Consider the following 17,924-nt stretch of genomic DNA (forward strand, 5'->3'; position numbering starts at 1 on the left):
TCAACGCCGTATCGCCACGGCGAGCGAGAGATCGGCCTGCGAGCGGACCCACACCGGTAGCGATTCCTTGCGGTACGAGGCGGTCAACACGCCGCCGGACCGGCTCAGTCCGATCCGCCAGAACGCGAAGTCACCCAGTGCGCCGAGCCCGTTCAGAGCCTTGAAAGCCGCTTCCTTGGCGGCGAACAGCTCACCCGGGAGGTACGCCCCGACCGGTGCGAGCAGGGTGCGCCGCTCCCGCTCGCTGAAGACGAACCTGGCCATGCGCTCCGTCACGACCGCGTTCTCGATGTCGACCCCGACCGCCTCGGCACCGGGCACCACCACCGTCACCGCGAGGTGTTCGGTGTGCGAGATCGAGCCGGGAAATCCCGGCGGGAAGCGCGGCCGGCCGTCGGGATCACGGGGGACGACCCGATCGGCCGACCCGGCCGCGGCCAGCGCCGCGGCGGCCGCGAGGCGACCCGCCTCGAACTGCTGGGCCCGTCCGTGGGGCCACGGCACCGGGTGGATCTCCATCGACATGTGCGCGTTGATCCCCGCGGGGACTTCCAGCTCGACGGCCACCGTGCGCCCCTCAGTTGCGCAGCGCCACGACGTGGCCGGCCAGTGAGCCGATCGAGCGCAGCACCTCCGGCCGGACCCCGTCGTCCCACTCGAAGCCGAACGTGTCCTCCATCGCCACCAGCAGACTGACCAGCGCGGTGGAGGACACCCCCGCCTCGCGGAGCGACACGTCGTCCGGCACCCCGTCGACGAAACGGTCGCTGCCGGACAGCTCGACCAGGAGGCCGCGGATGCGCTGCCGGACGTCGACCGCCGTGTCAGACATGCGATTCCGCTTCTTCCGTGAACTTGCGGATGATCGCCTGGAAGCCCTCGGGGTCGTCGAGGTAGGGCACATGACCGGCGTTCGGCATGATCTCGCAGCGGCCGTTCGGGAACAGCGCGGCCAGGTCGTGGCCACGTCCCGGGCTCAGCAGGATGTCGTCGTCACCGAGGACGACCAACGTCGGCGCGTCGATCCGGGACAGCAGCTCGGAGCTGGTGTCGCCCTGCTGGACGAGGGTCAGGCCGTTGGTCAGGTCCTCGACGGTGTTCATCGCCATGAAGCTCTCCCGCAGCCCGAGGAAGCCCGGTGTGCCGCCCTCCTCGTTCATCTCCCCGCTGATCACCTCGGGGTAGATCTGGTTGTACAGGGCGGCGAGGCCCTCGGTGCTCAGCGTCAGCAGCCAGGACCGGTTCAGCTGCCGATGGCGCCGCATGCCCCGGAGGCCGAAGACCGGGCCCGCCAGCACCAGTCCCCTGACCCGGTCCGGGTGCGCCAGCGCCACGTCTCTGGCGAGCTGGGTGGAGGCCGACGTGCCGACCAGATAGGTCGACTCGATCTCCAGGGCGTCGAGCAGACCGATCACATCGGCCGCGTGCTCCTCCCACGTCGGCTCCTCGGGAAGTCGCGAGGACGCGCCGTGGTTGGCCATGTCGTAGGTCACGACGCGGTGGCTCTGGGCGAGGTCCGCGGTGTACTCCCGCCAGAAGGGACTGGTCAGGAAGAAGTTGTTGAGGAAGGTGATGGCGGTGCCGTCACCGCTGGACTCGTAGTACAGCTCCACGCCGTCCCTGGTGCGGGCGCGCGGCGCGTCCTCGCGGTACGACAGATCCTGCTGCTCCTGCTCTTCACCGACTGACATGGCTTTCCACCCTTTTCTCGTTCCTGGCGGCCTCGGTGCCGGGCAGGATGTGTGCGAATTCGGCGACGACATCGGCGGCGGAAACCTCCTCGGAAACAGCGCCGCAGGACAGCCCGCAGTACATCGCCATCTCCTCGATCCGGCCGGTGGTCGCATCGGTCGGCACCGCGGCACCGAACCGCGGCACCAGGTACGGCTTTCCTTCGACCACCGTGCGGCCGATGAACTTCCTGGGCTGCTCCGGGTCGGCGGTCGCGGCTGTCGCCAGCACGCGGTGCCGCCGGCCCGGCCAGCCGATCTCGTAGACATCCGTGATCACGGTGTCGCTCTCGTCGGCGGCGGTGACCGCCGCCTTGAAGTGAGAGTGGGCCCTCGACTCGCGCGCGACGACGAAAGCGGTTCCCAGCAGTACGCCGTCGGCGCCGGCGGCGAGGGCCCGGCCGGCCTCGGCGGGCGAACCGATCCCGCCCGAAGCGACAAGGCAGGCGTCGGGCAGTTGTGCGCGCAGTGCGGCGACCAGCTCGCCGCGCCGCGCCGTGCCGAGGAGGTGACCGCCCGCCTCGACGCCCTGCGCCACCACCACGGCACCCCGCTCGGCCGCGTGTACGCCGTCGGTGACGGACCCGACCTGGACCACCAGGGCCCGGCCCGCCGCGGCGACGCGCGTGAGCACCGCGTCCTCGGGCATGCCGAAGAAGGACACGTGGACGTGGACCGGTGTCTCGTCGAGCACCTGGGCCACCTGACGGCGGAGTTCGTCCGGCCCGACCACCTCGGGGATGAGGTTCACCCCGACCGGCCGGTCCGTTCCCTCGGTCAGCCGGGCGAGCATGGCCGACAGCGCACCACCAGCCAGCTTGTAGCCGCCGACGCAGCCCGCCGCACCGGCGTTGGACACCGCGCACGCGAGTTCCGTCCCCGCGACACCGCCCATCCCCGACTGGAGCAGGCTCACGTCGACGCCGAGCACGTCCGCCAGTGTCGGACGCATCAGCCCAGGCTCTCGACTGCGGACACCGCAGCGGCGGTGCTGCCGAACCGCTGGGTCAGGGTGTGCACCCATCGCTCCAGGCCGAAGGCCAGGCAACTGGTGTGCACTGTGTCACCGCCTGCCTGGATGGCGCACCGCTCGCCGAAGAAGTTCCGGTGGTAGTTGACCGAGCCGATGGCCAGGCCGTCCACGACGAACTCCTCCTTCACCGGGAACAGCCGCTGCATCTTCGCCTTGCCGCTGTTCTTGTCGAAGAACGGGTCGGTGGCGACCTCCAGCCCGACATCCAGGCCGAGTTCGGCGCACAGGGCGAGCACGGCGTCCTTGGCGCGCAGGACGTGGTTCTTCGCCTCGTCCTCGGGTCCGATGCGGACGATCTCCCGCATGGAGAAGCCGAGCAGCCGCTGGAGGCCGTCGTAGTGGTTCTCGTTGCGGAAACAGGTGCCTACGGTGGTCCGTGTGGTCCCACCGGCGGGAAGCGTCGTGCCGGCCAGGTCGACGTAGATCGCGTAGCAGGCCGCCGACGGCAGGGCGAAGCCGCTCGGCTCCATCACGTCGGTGGGGACGCGGTCCAGCGGGCGGGACGCCCCGGCCAGGAGGGGGGCGACGCGTTCCGGGTCGAGCCGGGTGGCGGTGAGGCCCAGGTGCGGGAAGTTGTCGTAGTAGTCGAACCGGTCGAGGTCCGCGCACCGCATCAGGAACGGGAACCGGAACTCCGGGGCGTCCCAGCCGTCGGCGAAGCGCCGGAAAACGGTGTCGACGGCTCGCAGCAGACGCAGTTGGCCACCGTCGAGGATGCTCAAGCCGTTGTCGGTCACTGTGGTCATCGCGCTGCCTTCTGCTGGAAAAATCGCGCTTCGATCGCCTTGACGGTGCGGAAGTCGTCCAGGTCCACGTCTTCCGGATCGACGGCCTCGCCGGTCAACTCCTCCAGGAGGAAGATGAATTCGACGAAGGCCAGCGAGTTGATGGCTCGGCTGTCGATGAGATCCAGGTCGTCGGGGACCTGGCCGAGGTCGGGGTTGCGTCCCAGGATGAACTCCCGGACCGTCTGTGTCGGATCGGTCATTTGACGACTTCCCTGCCGACGCCCGCCTTGGAAAGGAACCTTCTCGTCCGCTTGAGCACCTCGTCGTGCGCCTTCACGCGGGCCGGGTGGTGCAGCGCGCGCCGCCGCAGGGCCAGCGCGTCGGGGATGCCCGCGTCGCGGTAGGCCGCCGGGTTGTAGAGGGTGCCGATGCTGTACTGGAGGTAGTTCTCCAGGTACCCGGCGACCACCGGCACCTCGTCCCGGTCGCGCCTGGCCACCTGGCCGAGCAGACTGGTGAAGATCATCCGTCCGAACGCGACGTGCCGACTCTCGTCCTGGTGGTGCACCCTGTTGATCTCACGGGCGATGGGCGGCAGCGTCTGATCGGTCGCCATGTGCGCGTTGTAGTAGTCGACGATCTCCTCGAAGATCAGGATGCGCGCGAACACGATCAGTTCGCGGGCCACCGGGGAGAGGTGCTCGACCGAGTCCGCCTTCAGCGTCGGCTGACCCGGGTAGAGCTTGCCGCCGTAGCGCAGGCAGAACTGCGCGAAGAACCACATGTGCTCGTTCTCCTCACCGATGAAGTGGTGAAGGAACTCCGAGACATCGGCATAGGCCCGCTCGTGGATGCGCATCACGACTTCGCTCATCAGCTCGCGGATGCCGTGGATGTTGAGGCTGAAGAAGTTGATCGCTTCGAACCTGGTCAGCGCGATCTGCTGTTCGCGGGTCAGCTCGTCCCACATCGGGGTGCCGGCCAGCGTGGTGAGGCTCTCGCTCATCCACGGCAGGTCGGGCTCGATGGCGTCGGGCCAGTCGAACATCGTGTACGGGTTGTAGTAGCCGGATTCGGCCAGGTGCTCCAGCCGGTCCAGTTCGAGGACGACCGGCTCGATTTCACGTAACGCCATTTTCACTCGTCTTTCCCTACGCAGTGGCCGAAGTGTCGGATCTAACGCACCGCACGAATGTCCGCGCGTACCTGGACCGGCAGTCCCGAGCCGCATTCGTGACGGGCGAGGGCCGCATTGCCGAACGCGGTGGAAGGGATCACCTTGTTGTAGATCGAGCCGAGGCACAGTTCCCGGAATGCCTCGGTGTTCCCCGGCAGCCGCGCGGCCAGCTGTGCCTTGGCGATGTCGACGGTCCTGAGCGCACCGTCCTCGTCCTCGACCTCGACACAGGCGTGCGGCAGATCGAGGGCCCCGCCGAGCACGCCGCAGAACCAGCCGCGCTTCGCCTCCGCCAGGAACCCGGCGGCACGGAAACGCTCGGCCAGGAACAGGCTCGCCGCGATACAGCTGGTGGCGCCGAGCGCGTGCACCGACCGGTGATCGGTCTGCATGGGCACGGGGATCATCTGCCACCGGTAGCCGGCGTCCAGATAGTCATGGACGAGCTGCCGCAGCACCGGCGAGACCAGCGGGGTGCGCGCCCCGGTCGTGGTGACCGTCGCCGCGTACTCCGCGGAGCCCGAGCCGGGCGCCGGTGGCGTCACATCGGCGGTACGTCCGCCGAACCGGACGACATCCGGTTCCTCCAGGCGCCAGGGCGCGACCCCGGCGCAGTCGACGCAGTCCATCCGGACCCGGAACTCCCAGGACCTCTCCCGCAGGAGATCGTCGACCGGCCGGCCCGCGAACCGGAACAGCATGCGGAAGGCCAGCTCCGGCTGCGTTGTCGCCTTGTTCGAGTACATGCCGAGGTTGTAGAGGTCGTTGGCGTCGAAGTGACGCCCCTCGGAGCGGTCCTCGAACGGCAGACCCGCGTCGACCAGAATATCGATGTCCGCGGAGTCACAGCCGAGCATTTCCCGCGCAACGGATTCCGGCTGGGTCCTGCTGGAATACTCGGCCGGAATAAATTCGACGGAATCCGCGACTTTCTTCCAGGACACACCTGTGACGGTGGCTTGGTGCGGCACGACCAACCTCCCCGAACGTCCAATACGCTGGCTGGATTCCAACCAGCGGTATCGACGCTAGCAGCCAGCAATCGCACCGCGACAGATTCACTTCACATTCGTCACCGTGCGTTTTGCACGGTGCCGAATGGAAAAGCAATGCCTGACAGGCCGGGCAGCGGGGTTCGCCCGTCCCCGGAGGAGAGATGCGCACCTTTCAGATCCACTGGAGATCGCGGGCAATGCGCAGCGCGTCAATACGGTTGCGTGCGCCTATCTTCGCCACCATCGACGAAATGTAGTTGCGCACGGTCCCCTCCGACAGACACAGTCGCCCGGCGATCTCCTCCATCGTGTCGCCGTGGTCGAGATGCTCCAGCACGGACAGTTGCCGCACGGTCAGCGGACAGTCCCCGTTGGCCACAGCAGCGACCGTCAGCTCGGCGTCGAAGGCCCGCTCACCTTGGTGCACCAGATGGATGGCCTCGAAAAAGCGGCGGGGCGGGGCACCGCGCCGCAACATTCCGTCGATTCCGCCGGCGAAGGCTCTGCGGACGACCGAGCGGATACACGCGGTGGCGACCAGCAGGGTCCGGCACTCCGGAAGAATGGCAATCTTCTCGGCAATGTCGACCGTTTCCCTGTCCCTGCCCTCGAAGCTGATGATCACGACGTCCGGCCGATGCAGCTCGGCGAACTCCAGCGCGGCGAGTTTACTGTCCACCGAACCTGCGACTCGGATCTCCGGGCGCTGGTCCAGTAATGCCGTGAGCGCAACTCGAGACAGCTGCAGATCATCGAAAACCATCACATCGATGCCCACGCGAACCTCCATTTCTCCTTCACGGACAACTCCGGATCAGTCTCGGAGATGATCCCTGAGCGCTCTCTTGTCGATTTTCCCGACAGCCGTCAGAGGCATCCGTCCGAGCATCACCAGCCGATCCGGCAGTTTGTACGGCGCGATGCCGCGGTCCGTGAGCCCGGCCCGCACCTCACGCAGGGTCGGGGGCTCCGCCACGTCCTGTGGCACCACGCACACACAGGTCTGCTCGCCCAGGTCCGGATGCGGCAGCCCGATGACCGCTGCGGAAGCAATGCGGGGATCGGCGAGCAGATGCTCCTCGACCTCCCGGGCCGGCACCTTCTCACCACCCCGGTTGACCACGTCGTTGGTCCGTCCCACGACCTCGAAGTAGCCCGCGGTCGTCCGCCGGACCACGTCACCGGTGCGGAAGAATCCTTCGGGGGTGAACTGAGTCCGGTCGCCCTCCCCGGCCCGGTAGTAGCCGCGCACCGTGTACGGGCCACGGGTGAACAGCTCGCCCTCCTCACCCGGTGCCGCCTCCTGGCCGTCGTCCCGGACGACCCGTACCTCGTCCGCCGCCGCCAGCGGGCGGCCCTGCGTGTGCAGGGCCACGCTTTCCGGGTCGTCCAGACGCGTGTAGTTGAGCAGGCCCTCCGCCATCCCGTACACCTGCTGCAGGACGCGGCCGAGCCGTCCGGGCACCTTGCTCGCCGTCACCGGACCGAGCCGGGCCTCGCCGACCTGAAGGAGTTCGAGGGACCCGATGTCGTGTGCGGTCCGCTCGGCGGCGTCGAGCCACAGCGACACCAGGGGCGGCGAGAGCGAGGTGACCGTCACCCCGGCGCTCTCGATGAGGGGGAAGCACAGTTCGGGGGCCGGCGAGGAGGCCAGCACCGCGGTGCCGCCCAGGCGCAGCGCGCCCAGCACTCCGGGACAGGCCAGGGCGAAGTTGTGTCCCATGGGCAGTGCGCACAGATAGCGGGTGCCGGCCCCGAAGCCGCACAGTCGTGAACTCTGGCGCAGTTGGTACGCGTAGTCGGCGTGGGTGCGGGGGATGAGCTTCGGCGGCCCGGAGGTGCCCCCGGAGAGCAGGAACAGCGCCACGTCCCGGGCGTCCGGCGCCGGAAGGTCCAGCGGCTCGCCGTCCACCTCCGAGAGCGCCGCGAAGGGTCCCGGGTCGCCGGCCACCAGCACGTGCCGAAGGCTGTCGGTGCCGGCCAGCACGTCCTTGGCGATGGTCCGGTAGTCGCAGTCGGGCACCTCGTCCGAGCAGACGTACGCAACCGCTTCCGAGCTGTTCACGAGATGGACGATCTCCGCGGTCCGGTGCGCGGGGTACGCGAACACCGGCAACGCCCTCAGCCGGAGGAGAGCGAGGCACAGCACCACCAGCTCGACGTCGTTGGGCAGTTGGACGACGACACGGTCGGCGGCGCCGAGGCCGAGGCCACTCAGTCCGGAGGCGAGCCGGTCGGCGGCCCGGTCCAGGTCGCCATAGGTCAGGGTGCGGGTGCCGGTGACGACCGCCGGCCTGTCCTGGGCGCCCGGCAGGGACATGGGAAGGCTGCCGAGGATCTCGTCGTTCCAGTACCCCCGGGCCCGGTAGTCCTCGGCGAACGGTTCGGGCCACGGTACACAGCCCTCAAGCATCGTTCGCCCCGGCTCCCGGCACCGCGATGCCCTTCAGGGCCCGGTGGCCGTGCCGTCCTGGTCTCCCGTACCGCGAGATGCCAAGGACCCCGGCCTCGCCCAGGTGCTCCTCGCCACGCATATCGCCGCGCCTCCATCTGTCCTCGATGATCGCAAGGACCTACGGCTGAGCAGCCTCGCACGCTGAACCTGGCTAGTTTCTGGACGCGCTCTTCAGGAGTAGTGGTCCAGGTCTGCGACCGGCGCTCCCGCCCGGTCGAGCAGCGGCGCTCCTCTCGAAGTCGGTGCGGGCGCGAGGGGGCGGGCGAGGAGGTCCACGCCGTCCGGCGGCCCGGTGAGTTCGCCGGCCTTCACCCAGCCCCACCGCCCGTACAGCTCCCGTGCCGGCGCCCTGTTCGACGCGGCGAGCACGGCGTAGGGCTCGGTGCGGTCGGCCAGCAGCAGCTCCAGCAGCTCGCGCCCGTGCCCACGGCCCCTCAACTCCCGTACGACCGCCAGCTCATAGACGTAGAACAGCGGCCCGCGCAGCCGGCGCGGCCCGGGCGCGGCGGCCCGAGGGTGCCACCAGCCCTCCTCGCGGCGCACTCCGTAGGCGAAGCCGCCGAGGGCGTCGCCGTCGCGCACGGTGGTCACGGTGAAGCCGGGCAGCGCCGCGTGCTCGGCCAGTTGCCCGGCGAAGCTGTCGGCGGCCGACGCGTCCTCATGGTACGGCGGCTCCCGGTAGACCCGGTGGTAGACGTCGCGGAACTCCTCGGGGCGGCGGACCCCGGACGCGCGTTCAGTCATCGACGGTCTCCCGCTGGACGTGGGCCGACAGCACGCGGCCGAGCCGGTGCAGCACCGCGACCGCGGCGAGACAGCAGAGGCCGAGCGCGAGCCAAGGCAGGCCCGGTCCCCTCGCCAGCAGCCAGGTGAACAGGGTCGGCGCCAGCACCCGGGCCAGGCCCCACATCAGCTCCTCCAGCCCCAGGTAGCGACCCCGCACCCGCTCGGCGGCCATCGCCACGGTCAGCGCGCTGCTGGTCGGCGCCTGGAGCAGTTCCGCGGCGGTGAAGACGACCATCCCCAGGGCGAGAGCGCCGAACGCGATTCCGGTGTGCTCCCCGGGCACCACCGCGAACAGGGCGAAGGACACCGTCCACAGGACGGCCGCCGCCTGGAGCACCCTGGGCCTGCGGTACCGCTCGACCGCCCTGGCCACCGCGGTCTGCCCCAGCACCACCAGGACGGTGTTGATCGCGAACAGCGTCCCGGGCTGCCACGCGGGCAGTCCACGCGCCTCGATGACATAGGCACTCAGCAGCACGGTCAGCGCGAGGTCGCACAGCGCGAACACGCAGACGGTGACCAGCACGCCGCGGAAGGCACGGTCGGCGAGCACTTCCCGGTACCCGCCGCGCCGAGGCGCCGGGTCGGCGCCGCAGAGGTGGGCGCCGGAGGGGTCCGGGACGGCGGGACGGCGCCAGGCCGCGACCAAGCCGGCCGCCGCGAGGAACGACACCGCGTTGAGCACCACCACGGCGGTGTAGCCCGAGGTCCCGCCCCAGCCGACCAGCGCGCTGCCCAGCAGCCCGCCGACGCCGATCCCGACGTTGCGCAGTGCCCGCTCCATCGCGTACCAGCGCGCCCGCTGCCCGCCGTCGGCCACCTGCGCCACCAGCGCGGCGGCCGCGGGCCGGAACTGGCTCTCGCCCCACAGGGTGACCGTGACCAGCACGACGAGCTGCCAGGGCACGTCGGTGAACACATAGCCGGTGAAGGTCAGTACGCGGATCAGGTTGCTCGCGATCACCACCCGCCGCGGACCGACCCGGTCGACCATCGGGCCCGCCAGCGGTCCGGCGGGCAGCGAGAGCAGCGCGGCGACCGACAGCATCACGCCGACCGTGGTCAGGGAGATCCCCTTGGCGGCGTGGAAGTACACGACGGCGAACGGGAGGAACAGGCCGGTGCCCAGGGCGTCTACGACCTGAGCGACGATGAGCGGGCCGCGCCCTCGGGTGTTCGGCAGGCCGAGTGTGTCGATGACAGTCATGGGGTGTCCCTCACGCGTGGGGCAACGGGAAGACGTTGAACCCTTCCTCGGTCAACGGCTCTGTCCGCCAGCCGAGTTGTACACCCGCCCGGCTGATCCGGCCGTCGCCCCACATCGGCATCCCGGCCGGGAAGTTCGACACGAGGCCGGGCACGATCGTGTGGGCGGCCCGGAGCCCGGCCGCTTCGACGTCACAGGTCGTCAGATCGACGCTGATCACCTCGAAGCCGCGGGCCTCGACCCGTTCGCGGTACGCCGCCAGGTGCCGTCCCTCGAGTGCGGGCAGCCCGTCCCAGGAGCGGGTGGACAGGCCCAGGACCCAGGGCGCGACCCGCTCGCCCGCCCGCGGGTCGAGGTGGATCTGCTGCTGGCACAGCAGGTCCCGGACATCGGTGAAGTCCGCGCGGTAGGAGTCGAGATAGAGCCGGTCGGCGCGGTGCGGCTTGAGGTTGCCCAGGTGCGGCAGGTCCGCCCGGCCATCCGCCGGCGCTTTCTCGTCGTCGAGGTAGTGGCAGGTGTGATGCAGGGTGAATCCCTCGGCGAGCGCCTTCTCCGCCGCCTCCTGCGCGCTGGGCCGGGTGGCGAAGCCGATGGTCAGCCATCGGGTGGCCCGGTCGAGCACGGCCGCGGCGATCACCGGGACCTCGAACTCGTTGTCCAGCGGTATCAGGGTGATGTCGTAGGCATCCAGGCTGTCGGCAACCAGCTCGCGTATCCGGTCGGGCACCGGCAGCCGGGGAAGGCGGGCGGCGTTGGCCCACCACAGCATGGTGGTGTCGCGCTCGATCACCTCCTCCAGTCCCGAGGTGATGGCGTGCTCCTCGCTCACCCCGCAGGCCACTCCGGCCACCAGCGGGTCGGAGTAGGCGACCGGGTCGTGCTGCCCGTGGGCGACCAGAAAGGCGGGCACCCACACCGGCTCGCCGGTCGTCCACGAACGGCCCTCCACCCAGGCGCACTCGGCGTCCGCGGTCAGCGGCGCGAAGGGGAAGCCCTCGGTGCGGTACTGCCGCTCGGAGTACAGATGCAGCCGGCGCGGATCGAGGGCCGGTACGCCGTCCCTGCGCAGCCGGGTGTGGCTGCCGTACCGGAGCCGGGCCTGCGGCAGGCGGCTGCCGCAGTAGCGTTCCACCGCCTCACCCACGGCGCTGCGGCGGGCGGTGTCGAACTCGGACCAGGAGGTGCCGAACGCCTGCCGGTCGTTGGGCCAGTCCGCGACGCGGCGCATGTCGGCGACGTCCACCGCGCACACCCGAAGCCGCTCCGGCATGCCCGGCCGCGGGGCCAGTTCCTGGACGGCGGTGACCACGCCCACCTGGTCGTCGACGAGGAGGTCCGCCGCGGCGTCGCCGCGCGCCACGGGCCGCGGCCTGGTGGGCATCGGCAGCACGGTGCGCGAGAGCCGGCTCAGCTCGCGCGGATCGAGTTCGATCTCGCCCGCGGCGGCCTCGCCCGTGATCCAGCGTTCCAGTTCCGTGCCGAGCTGCGCGGATATCCAGCGGGCGTCGCACGCGCGGAGCCGGGGGCTGCCGGCTTCCGGTGCGGCCCGCATGGCCTCGACGACCCGGGGGTCGTGTGCCGCAGCGAGCCGGCGGTCCAGCACGTCGGCGAAGTCCGCCGTGGCACCGGGGGTGATCGCCGGGCCGAGGACCGCCCGGCCGCGTTCACGGCGCAACGGCAGCCAGCGCAGGCCGAGTCCGGCACACAGATCGTCGATGTGGGCCAGCTCGGGGTGGGCGGGGTGGGCGAAGGCGGCCACGAGCACGGTGTCGCGGACACCGACACCGGACAGGTCCTCGGGGGCCGGCCCGACGCGCGCGTACCCGGTGGTGCTCAGTGCGTGGGTGATCGGGGCGGTGAGTTCCGGCGAGCCGGTGAGGAGGACCGTCGTTCGGGCCACCCGCGCCGCTCGCTCGGCGTCGTGCGTGGGCCGCGCCGGGCGCAGGCAGCCGTCGCGCCGCAGGACGTCGATGACTTCGGCGTATTCGGGGGCCATGTGGGCCAGCAGTTCGGCGCGGGGCCTGGTTCCGTCGCAGCGGGCCGCCCAGGCGCGGAACTCGGGAGTGGGGGCGGAAATGTAGAACTGCCCGCCGTTCGGGGTGATGAGGAAACACAGGTCCTGTTCAAGGTCGTAGATCTCCACGTCCTCTAGTTCCAGCAGGGCGTCGTCCGCCGGCATATCAGCCCCCGTTCGAATGAATTTCCTTGCACGAAATTCCGCGGCCGTGTGAAATGCCACGGTCCCGGGACGAGACCCGGGACCGTGGCGGTCCGACCCTCAGCAGGTCAGCTTCACTTGGCGACCGAGCGGTTGTGAACGACGGCCCGGTTGTGGACCACCGCACGGTTGTGCACGACGGCTCGGTTGTGAACCACGGCGCAGATCACGTCGGTCTTGACGGTCGAAATCATGGAAATACCTCCCACTTCGCTGCCAGTGACCCGGAAAACGTTACTGGCTTTCGACACCGCGACCCAGATGAATTGCTCATGGATCTCCATGGGTAATTCACGGGCTATTCAGGCTCCCTCGGCCGCGATTATGGTGTACGGCCCCTCCGGTATACGGCCCGAATCAGCCCGAGGCCGTCTCGGCACGACTCGGCGTGGCCGTGGTGGTCGCGGGCGCGTCCACCGGTGCGCCGCCCCGGCGCAGGACGGTGAAGGCGATGAGCGCGGCGACGACCAGGAGCGCGGCGCTGAGGTTCAGGCCGAGGGCGTATCCGTCATTGAGGGCCGCGGGGCTGACGGTGCCCCCGGTGCGGTGTCCGGCCGCGGTGCCCAGGGCGGCGAGACCGAGGGAGGCCCCGATCTGGCGCGAGCTGTTGAGCAGGCCCGAGGCGGTGCCGGCCTCGTGGGGCGCGACGCCGGCGGTGGCGGTGGAGACGACCGGTCCGAGACAGAGGCCGAAGCCGACGCTGGCGACGATGGAGGGCCCGAGGACGTCACTGGCGAACGCGCCGTCGGCACTGATCAGGCCGAACCAGGCGAACCCGGCCGCGGTGAGGAGGCCACCGCCGACCAGAAGGGTGCGGGGAGCGATCCGGTAGCCGAGCTTGATGGCCAGTACGGAGCCGACGACCACGCCGAGGGCGAACGGCAGGAACATCAGCCCGGTCATCGCGGCGCCCGTGCCGAGGACCCGCTGGAGGTAGAGGGACATGAAGTAGAAAGCCGAGGCCATGGCCGCGCCGACCAGCAGGTTGTAGCCGTTCGCGCCGGCGACCGAGCGGTTGGCGAACAGGCCGAGCCGCACCAGCGGTTCACGGGTGGTGGTGCGCTCGACCTGGACGAACGCGACCAGCAGGGCAACGGCGACCGCGAGCGTCGTCAGGGTGACCGGCGAGGTCCACGCGTCATGGTCGGTGCGGACGACGCCGAAGACCAGCAGGCCCAGGCCACCGGTGGCCAGGACGGCGCCGAGCACGTCGGGACGGCCACCCCGAGAGACGGGCCCGCCGTCGACGATGCCGCGCCAGGCCAGGGCCAGCGCCACCAGGGCCATGGGTACGTTCACGAACATCACCCAGCGCCAGCCGGCGTACTCGGTGAGCAGGCCGCCGGCCAGGACGCCGAGGGCGCCTCCTGCGGCGTTCATCGCGCTCCAGACGCCGAAGGCCCGGACGCGGGGCCTGCCGGTGGGGAACGTCGCGGTCAGCAGTGCCAGCGCGGCCGGGGCCAGCGCGGCGGCCCCGATGCCCTGCGCGGCCCGTGCGGCGACGAGCTGGCCCGGGTCCTGGGCGAAGCCGCCGACGAGCGAGGCCAGCCCGAACAGGCCGAGCCCGAACAGCAGGACCCGTTTGCGGCCGTACCGGTCGGCGGCTTTGCCGCCCAGCAGCAGCAGTCCGCCGAAGGTGAGGGCGTAGGCGTGGATCACCCAGGTCAGACCCACCGCGCTGAAGCCGAGACCGGCGGCGATCTCCGGGAGTCCGACGTTCACGACCGACAGGTCCAGCGACACCATGAACTGCACTACGGCCACCGCGGCGAGCGTGAGACCCGGCCCGGCACCCGTACTTTCCCTCTGTTCCGTCTCATTCGTCATCGTGGATTCCGTCCTCGGCGAGATCGTCGGTGCTACTTTCGGAACACGTTCCGAAAGTAGCACCGAGGAGCCCCCGCCGTGAACTCCACACCCGGCCCCACACCGGTTTCGCGCGGCGAGACGGCGGCACGGCATGATGGGGCGATGCCCCGACCGCCCGCTCCGCACGGCCGCACCGGCCGGCCGCCGGTGACCTCCCGCACGCAGATCCTGACGGCGGCCCGTCTGCTCATCGACCGCGACGGCTGGGAGAAACTGACCATCCGCCGGCTGGCCGCGGAGCTGGGCATCGGGGCGACGACCCTGTACCACCACTTCCAGAACAAGGAGGACCTGCTGGTCCTCCTGCTGAACCACTACATCGACCAGATCGAACGCCCCTCGCTGCCCGGTGACCCGCGGGAGCGCATCGTGGCCGCCGCCACCGCGATGCACGACGCCCTCGCGGCCTGGCCGTGGGCGGCGGAGATCCTCACCGTCGACGGGTTCGTCGGCCTCCTGGACGAGTCGGCGCTGTGGATGGTCGAGGCCATGGTGTCCGGGGCCGGTGACCACGGCTGCACGCCCGCGCGGGCCGTCGAGGTCTTCCGCAGCATCTGGTACTACACCGTCGGCGAGATCCTCGTCCGCGCCCACTCCGTCGGCCGTCAGGCCGACGACCAGCGCGCCCTCACCCGCGAGACCTCCTTCGACCACCTGGACGCCTACCAAGTGCCGTACCTGGCCGCCATCGGCGGCCAATGGGCCGCCCTGGCCGCGCGGGACACCTACTCCCAGGGACTGCGTGCGCTCGTCGACGGACTGCTCGCACAGTCCGGCGCCCCGCACCTGCGAGCCGATCGGCCAGGTCCCGCCGAGGGTGCACGGGCAGTAACGGGGCCGGCCCCCTCACCACGTGGCGGCGGGCGTCGGTCAGGGTCGTGACCGACCGGCAGGTTTCCCCTTGAGGGGTGGCGCCCGCGCATGTCACGGTGATCCACGCGTCGATGCCTCGCACGGTCGCGATGGCGGACAGGTTCGAGCCGTCGGCGAGGGGCCGAGATGAGAGAGCACCGGTTTTCGCGCAGCCGGCCCGCGGCCCGCTCGGGCCGCGGCGACCTTGGAAGGAAGGCGTTACTGTCACCGCGACTGCAGTGCGTGGTCATGCGGCCGCGGTGACCTCGTTCCAGCGGTGGTGGCACACAGCGGCTCGGTGTTGACGGCCTCGTCGCCGGCGCGACCAGTGCGGGAGGCCCTTCGGGGCGGTGACTGGCCTGCGGCCGGAGCCGGGGCGGCCCCGCCCGGCACGGCGGGGTGACGCCGGTCTCGTAGGTTCCGCCGAACGGGCCCGTGGCGCTGGCCTGCACGAATCGCCAGTAGAATCCGTACACGTGACTTCCGCTCCCGCCAAGCCCCGTATCCCCAACGTGCTCGCCGGACGCTACGCCTCCGCCGAGCTCGCCACGCTCTGGTCGCCCGAGCACAAGGTGAAGCTGGAGCGTCAGCTCTGGCTCGCCGTGCTGAAGGCTCAGAAGGACCTCGGGATCGAGGTGCCGGACGCGGCGATCTCCGACTACGAGCGTGTCCTCGACACCGTCGACCTGGCCTCCATCGCCGAGCGCGAGAAGGTCACCCGGCACGACGTGAAGGCCCGGATCGAGGAGTTCAACGACCTCGCCGGCCACGAGCAGGTCCACAAGGGCATGACGTCCCGCGACCTGACGGAGAACGTCGAGCAGCTCCAGATCCGGCTCTCGCTGGAGCTCGTCCGCGACCGCACGGTGGCCGTGCTGGCACGCCTGGCCAAGCTGGCCGGCGAGTACGGCGAGCTCGTCATGGCCGGGCGCTCCCACAACGTCGCCGCGCAGGCCACGACCCTCGGCAAGCGGTTCGCGACCGCCGCCGACGAGCTGCTCGTCGCGTACGGCCGCGTCGAGGAGCTCCTCGGGCGTTACCCGCTGCGCGGCATCAAGGGCCCGGTCGGCACCGCCCAGGACATGCTCGACCTGCTCGGGGGCGACGCCGCCAAGCTCAGCGAGCTGGAGGACCGGATCGCCGGTCACCTGGGCTTCTCGCAGGCGTTCACGTCCGTCGGCCAGGTCTACCCGCGGTCGCTGGACTACGAGGTCGTCACCGCGCTGGTGCAGCTCGCGGCGGCCCCCTCCTCGCTGGCCAAGACGATCCGGCTGATGGCCGGGCACGAGCTGGTGACCGAGGGCTTCAAGCCCGGCCAGGTCGGCTCCTCGGCGATGCCGCACAAGATGAACACCCGCTCGTGCGAGCGCGTGAACGGCCTGATGGTCATCCTGCGCGGCTACGCGTCGATGACCGGCGAGCTGGCGGGCGACCAGTGGAACGAGGGCGACGTGTCCTGCTCGGTGGTGCGCCGGGTCGCACTGCCGGACGCGTTCTTCGCGCTCGACGGACTGCTGGAGACGTTCCTGACGGTGCTCGACGAGTTCGGCGCCTTCCCGGCGGTCGTCGCCCGGGAGCTGGACCGCTACCTGCCGTTCCTCGCCACCACCAAGGTGCTGATGGGCGCGGTCCGCGCGGGCGTCGGCCGTGAGGTCGCGCACGAGGCGATCAAGGAGAACGCCGTCGCCTCGGCGCTGGCGATGCGCGAGCGGGGTGCGGAGCGCAACGAACTGCTGGACAAGCTGGCCGCCGACGAGCGGCTTCCGCTCGACCGGGCCCAGCTGGACGCGCTGATGGCCGACAAGCTGTCCTTCACGGGTGCCGCGGCGGCCCAGGTGGCCACGGTCGTCGGCCGGGTCGAGGAGATCGTGAAGCAGCGTCCGGAGGCGGCCGGTTACACCCCTGGAGCGATCCTCTGACGCGCTTCACCCAGGCGGAGCTGGAGGCCGCCCGCGACCGTCTCGTACCGGACGTCGTCGCGGGCGGCCTGCGCGTGCTGTTCTGCGGCATCAACCCGGGCCTGATGACGGCGGCGACCGGTCACCACTTCGCCCGCCCGGGCAACCGCTTCTGGCCGGTGCTCCACCTGTCCGGCTTCACCCCGAGGCTGCTGAAGCCCTCCGAGCAGAAGGAGTTGCCGTCCTACGGTCTCGGCATCACGAACGTGGTGGCGAGGGCGACCGCGCGGGCCGACGAGCTGACGGCGCGGGAGTACCGGGACGGCGGGCGGCTGCTGGCGGAGAAGGTGACCCGGCTGGAGCCCAGCTGGCTGGCGGTGGTGGGCGTGACCGCGTACCGGGCGGCCTTCGACGACCGCAAGGCGGCGGTGGGCCCGCAGGAGCGGGTCATCGGGGACACCCGCGTGTGGGTGCTGCCGAATCCCAGCGGGCTGAACGCGCACTGGACGACGGCGACGATGGCCGAGGAGTTCGCGCGGCTGCGGGTGGCGGCGGAGGACTGAGGGCCTGGTGCCGGGACGTCGTGCCGGGGCCTCAGGGCGGGTCGGTCACGGTGACGACCAGGAGGAGCTGTATCTCGTCGCACGGGTCGAGGTCGGCGACGCCCAGGGCCACCCAGCGGCCGTGCTCCTCCGCCCGCCAGAGGTAGACGTCCCGCACCCGCAGGCTCAGCTCGGCCCAGGGCTCGGGTATCTCCTCGGTCCCGGTCCGCAGCCGGAGCGTGTGCAGCCCGACGTGGTACGGATCTCCCCATCTCACCGTCAGTTTCCCGGCCAGGTGCTCCCTCTCCTCGTGGAACCGCTCCACCTCCGCGCGACGCACCGCGGTGTCCGCGACCGCGAGGCCGTGACTGGTCACCAAGGCCGTCGTACCGTGACCGGGCCCGAGGTACCTGTCGATGTCCATGAGTTCCAGT

19 protein-coding genes are annotated in these 17,924 nt (G+C 70.6%); 3 read left to right on the forward strand and 16 right to left on the reverse strand.

Going from position 1 to position 17,924, the window contains the following annotated elements:
- The 15 genes from QQM72_RS05000 to QQM72_RS05070 all read right to left on the reverse strand — a co-directional run bounded on the left by QQM72_RS05000 (nt 1) and on the right by QQM72_RS05070 (nt 14,156).
- Nucleotides 1-567 (reverse strand): 4'-phosphopantetheinyl transferase superfamily protein, encoded by a 567-nt coding sequence (locus tag QQM72_RS05000; RefSeq protein ID WP_314219533.1) that lies wholly within the window; start codon nt 565-567, stop codon nt 1-3.
- Nucleotides 568-577: 10 nt separating this feature from the next.
- A complete protein-coding gene (locus QQM72_RS05005; RefSeq protein WP_314219534.1) occupies nt 578-832 on the reverse strand; it encodes a phosphopantetheine-binding protein in 255 nt (84 codons plus the stop codon).
- Nucleotides 825-1,691 carry an alpha/beta fold hydrolase gene (locus tag QQM72_RS05010; RefSeq protein WP_314219535.1) on the reverse strand — a complete coding sequence of 289 codons (867 nt, stop codon included), beginning with the start codon at nt 1,689-1,691 and terminating at the stop codon, nt 825-827. The genes QQM72_RS05005 and QQM72_RS05010 overlap by 8 nt, the downstream gene beginning before the upstream one ends.
- A complete protein-coding gene (locus QQM72_RS05015; RefSeq protein WP_314219536.1) occupies nt 1,678-2,682 on the reverse strand; it encodes an NAD(P)H-dependent flavin oxidoreductase in 1,005 nt (334 codons plus the stop codon). The genes QQM72_RS05010 and QQM72_RS05015 overlap by 14 nt, the downstream gene beginning before the upstream one ends.
- Complete coding sequence (locus tag QQM72_RS05020) at nt 2,682-3,509, reverse strand: class-II aminoacyl-tRNA synthetase family protein (protein ID WP_314219537.1); 828 nt, start codon at nt 3,507-3,509, stop codon at nt 2,682-2,684. Before QQM72_RS05020 ends, QQM72_RS05015 begins: the two co-directional genes overlap by 1 nt.
- Nucleotides 3,506-3,751: an acyl carrier protein gene (locus QQM72_RS05025; RefSeq protein ID WP_314219538.1), complete on the reverse strand. Its 246-nt coding sequence runs from the start codon at nt 3,749-3,751 to the stop codon at nt 3,506-3,508. Before QQM72_RS05025 ends, QQM72_RS05020 begins: the two co-directional genes overlap by 4 nt.
- Entirely contained in the window at nt 3,748-4,626 is an 879-nt protein-coding gene (locus QQM72_RS05030) for a diiron oxygenase (protein WP_314219539.1), read from the reverse strand. Before QQM72_RS05030 ends, QQM72_RS05025 begins: the two co-directional genes overlap by 4 nt.
- A gap of 41 nt (nt 4,627-4,667) precedes the next feature.
- Nucleotides 4,668-5,612, reverse strand: coding sequence for a hypothetical protein (locus QQM72_RS05035; RefSeq protein ID WP_314219540.1), 945 nt, complete (start codon nt 5,610-5,612; stop codon nt 4,668-4,670).
- A 223-nt stretch (nt 5,613-5,835) separates the two neighbouring features.
- Nucleotides 5,836-6,441 carry a response regulator transcription factor gene (locus QQM72_RS05040; protein WP_314219541.1) on the reverse strand — a complete coding sequence of 202 codons (606 nt, stop codon included), beginning with the start codon at nt 6,439-6,441 and terminating at the stop codon, nt 5,836-5,838.
- 36 nt (nt 6,442-6,477) lie between these two features.
- On the reverse strand, nt 6,478-8,076 hold the full coding sequence (locus QQM72_RS05045) for a (2,3-dihydroxybenzoyl)adenylate synthase (protein WP_314219542.1): 1,599 nt from the start codon (nt 8,074-8,076) through the stop codon (nt 6,478-6,480).
- A 213-nt stretch (nt 8,077-8,289) separates the two neighbouring features.
- Nucleotides 8,290-8,862 carry a GNAT family N-acetyltransferase gene (locus tag QQM72_RS05050; protein WP_314219543.1) on the reverse strand — a complete coding sequence of 191 codons (573 nt, stop codon included), beginning with the start codon at nt 8,860-8,862 and terminating at the stop codon, nt 8,290-8,292.
- Complete coding sequence (locus QQM72_RS05055) at nt 8,855-10,111, reverse strand: MDR family MFS transporter (protein WP_314219544.1); 1,257 nt, start codon at nt 10,109-10,111, stop codon at nt 8,855-8,857. Before QQM72_RS05055 ends, QQM72_RS05050 begins: the two co-directional genes overlap by 8 nt.
- Nucleotides 10,112-10,121: 10 nt before the next feature.
- The gene (locus QQM72_RS05060) at nt 10,122-12,290 is read right to left on the reverse strand and encodes a YcaO-like family protein (RefSeq protein WP_314219545.1); all 2,169 of its coding nucleotides are present in this window, start codon (nt 12,288-12,290) and stop codon (nt 10,122-10,124) included.
- A gap of 113 nt (nt 12,291-12,403) precedes the next feature.
- Nucleotides 12,404-12,613 carry a hypothetical protein gene (locus QQM72_RS05065; protein WP_314219546.1) on the reverse strand — a complete coding sequence of 70 codons (210 nt, stop codon included), beginning with the start codon at nt 12,611-12,613 and terminating at the stop codon, nt 12,404-12,406.
- Nucleotides 12,614-12,686: 73 nt separating this feature from the next.
- Nucleotides 12,687-14,156, reverse strand: coding sequence for an MFS transporter (locus QQM72_RS05070; protein WP_314219547.1), 1,470 nt, complete (start codon nt 14,154-14,156; stop codon nt 12,687-12,689).
- A 144-nt stretch (nt 14,157-14,300) separates the two neighbouring features.
- Between QQM72_RS05070 and QQM72_RS05075 the strand changes: the two genes are divergently transcribed.
- From QQM72_RS05075 to mug, 3 genes are all read left to right on the forward strand, one after another.
- The gene (locus QQM72_RS05075; protein ID WP_314219548.1) at nt 14,301-15,080 is read left to right on the forward strand and encodes a TetR/AcrR family transcriptional regulator; all 780 of its coding nucleotides are present in this window, start codon (nt 14,301-14,303) and stop codon (nt 15,078-15,080) included.
- A 446-nt stretch (nt 15,081-15,526) separates the two neighbouring features.
- The gene (purB, locus tag QQM72_RS05080; RefSeq protein ID WP_314219549.1) at nt 15,527-16,969 is read left to right on the forward strand and encodes an adenylosuccinate lyase; all 1,443 of its coding nucleotides are present in this window, start codon (nt 15,527-15,529) and stop codon (nt 16,967-16,969) included.
- Nucleotides 16,966-17,511: a G/U mismatch-specific DNA glycosylase gene (gene mug, locus QQM72_RS05085; protein WP_314219653.1), complete on the forward strand. Its 546-nt coding sequence runs from the start codon at nt 16,966-16,968 to the stop codon at nt 17,509-17,511. Before purB ends, mug begins: the two co-directional genes overlap by 4 nt.
- A 31-nt stretch (nt 17,512-17,542) precedes the next feature.
- Here mug and QQM72_RS05090 read toward each other — a convergent pair whose 3' ends face one another.
- Nucleotides 17,543-17,914 (reverse strand): hypothetical protein, encoded by a 372-nt coding sequence (locus QQM72_RS05090; protein WP_314219550.1) that lies wholly within the window; start codon nt 17,912-17,914, stop codon nt 17,543-17,545.
- Nucleotides 17,915-17,924 lie beyond the last annotated feature (10 nt).

The sequence above is a fragment of the Streptomyces zaehneri genome, from assembly GCF_032248645.1.
GTDB classification, from domain to species: Bacteria; Actinomycetota; Actinomycetes; order Streptomycetales; family Streptomycetaceae; genus Streptomyces; species Streptomyces coriariae.

Bases quoted from the DNA above. Each gene is read 5' to 3' on its own strand.
- QQM72_RS05005 (WP_314219534.1), bottom strand. From the start codon at position 832: ATGTCTGACACGGCGGTCGACGTCCGGCAGCGCATCCGCGGCCTCCTG.
- QQM72_RS05010 (WP_314219535.1), bottom strand. From the start codon at position 1,691: ATGTCAGTCGGTGAAGAGCAGGAGCAGCAGGATCTGTCGTACCGCGAG.
- QQM72_RS05015 (WP_314219536.1), bottom strand. From the start codon at position 2,682: ATGCGTCCGACACTGGCGGACGTGCTCGGCGTCGACGTGAGCCTGCTC.
- QQM72_RS05020 (WP_314219537.1), bottom strand. From the start codon at position 3,509: ATGACCACAGTGACCGACAACGGCTTGAGCATCCTCGACGGTGGCCAA.
- QQM72_RS05025 (WP_314219538.1), bottom strand. From the start codon at position 3,751: ATGACCGATCCGACACAGACGGTCCGGGAGTTCATCCTGGGACGCAAC.
- QQM72_RS05030 (WP_314219539.1), bottom strand. From the start codon at position 4,626: ATGGCGTTACGTGAAATCGAGCCGGTCGTCCTCGAACTGGACCGGCTG.
- QQM72_RS05045 (WP_314219542.1), bottom strand. From the start codon at position 8,076: ATGCTTGAGGGCTGTGTACCGTGGCCCGAACCGTTCGCCGAGGACTAC.
- QQM72_RS05050 (WP_314219543.1), bottom strand. From the start codon at position 8,862: ATGACTGAACGCGCGTCCGGGGTCCGCCGCCCCGAGGAGTTCCGCGAC.
- QQM72_RS05055 (WP_314219544.1), bottom strand. From the start codon at position 10,111: ATGACTGTCATCGACACACTCGGCCTGCCGAACACCCGAGGGCGCGGC.
- QQM72_RS05060 (WP_314219545.1), bottom strand. From the start codon at position 12,290: ATGCCGGCGGACGACGCCCTGCTGGAACTAGAGGACGTGGAGATCTAC.
- QQM72_RS05065 (WP_314219546.1), bottom strand. From the start codon at position 12,613: ATGGAGATCCATGAGCAATTCATCTGGGTCGCGGTGTCGAAAGCCAGT.
- QQM72_RS05070 (WP_314219547.1), bottom strand. From the start codon at position 14,156: ATGACGAATGAGACGGAACAGAGGGAAAGTACGGGTGCCGGGCCGGGT.
- QQM72_RS05075 (WP_314219548.1), top strand. From the start codon at position 14,301: ATGCCCCGACCGCCCGCTCCGCACGGCCGCACCGGCCGGCCGCCGGTG.
- QQM72_RS05090 (WP_314219550.1), bottom strand. From the start codon at position 17,914: ATGGACATCGACAGGTACCTCGGGCCCGGTCACGGTACGACGGCCTTG.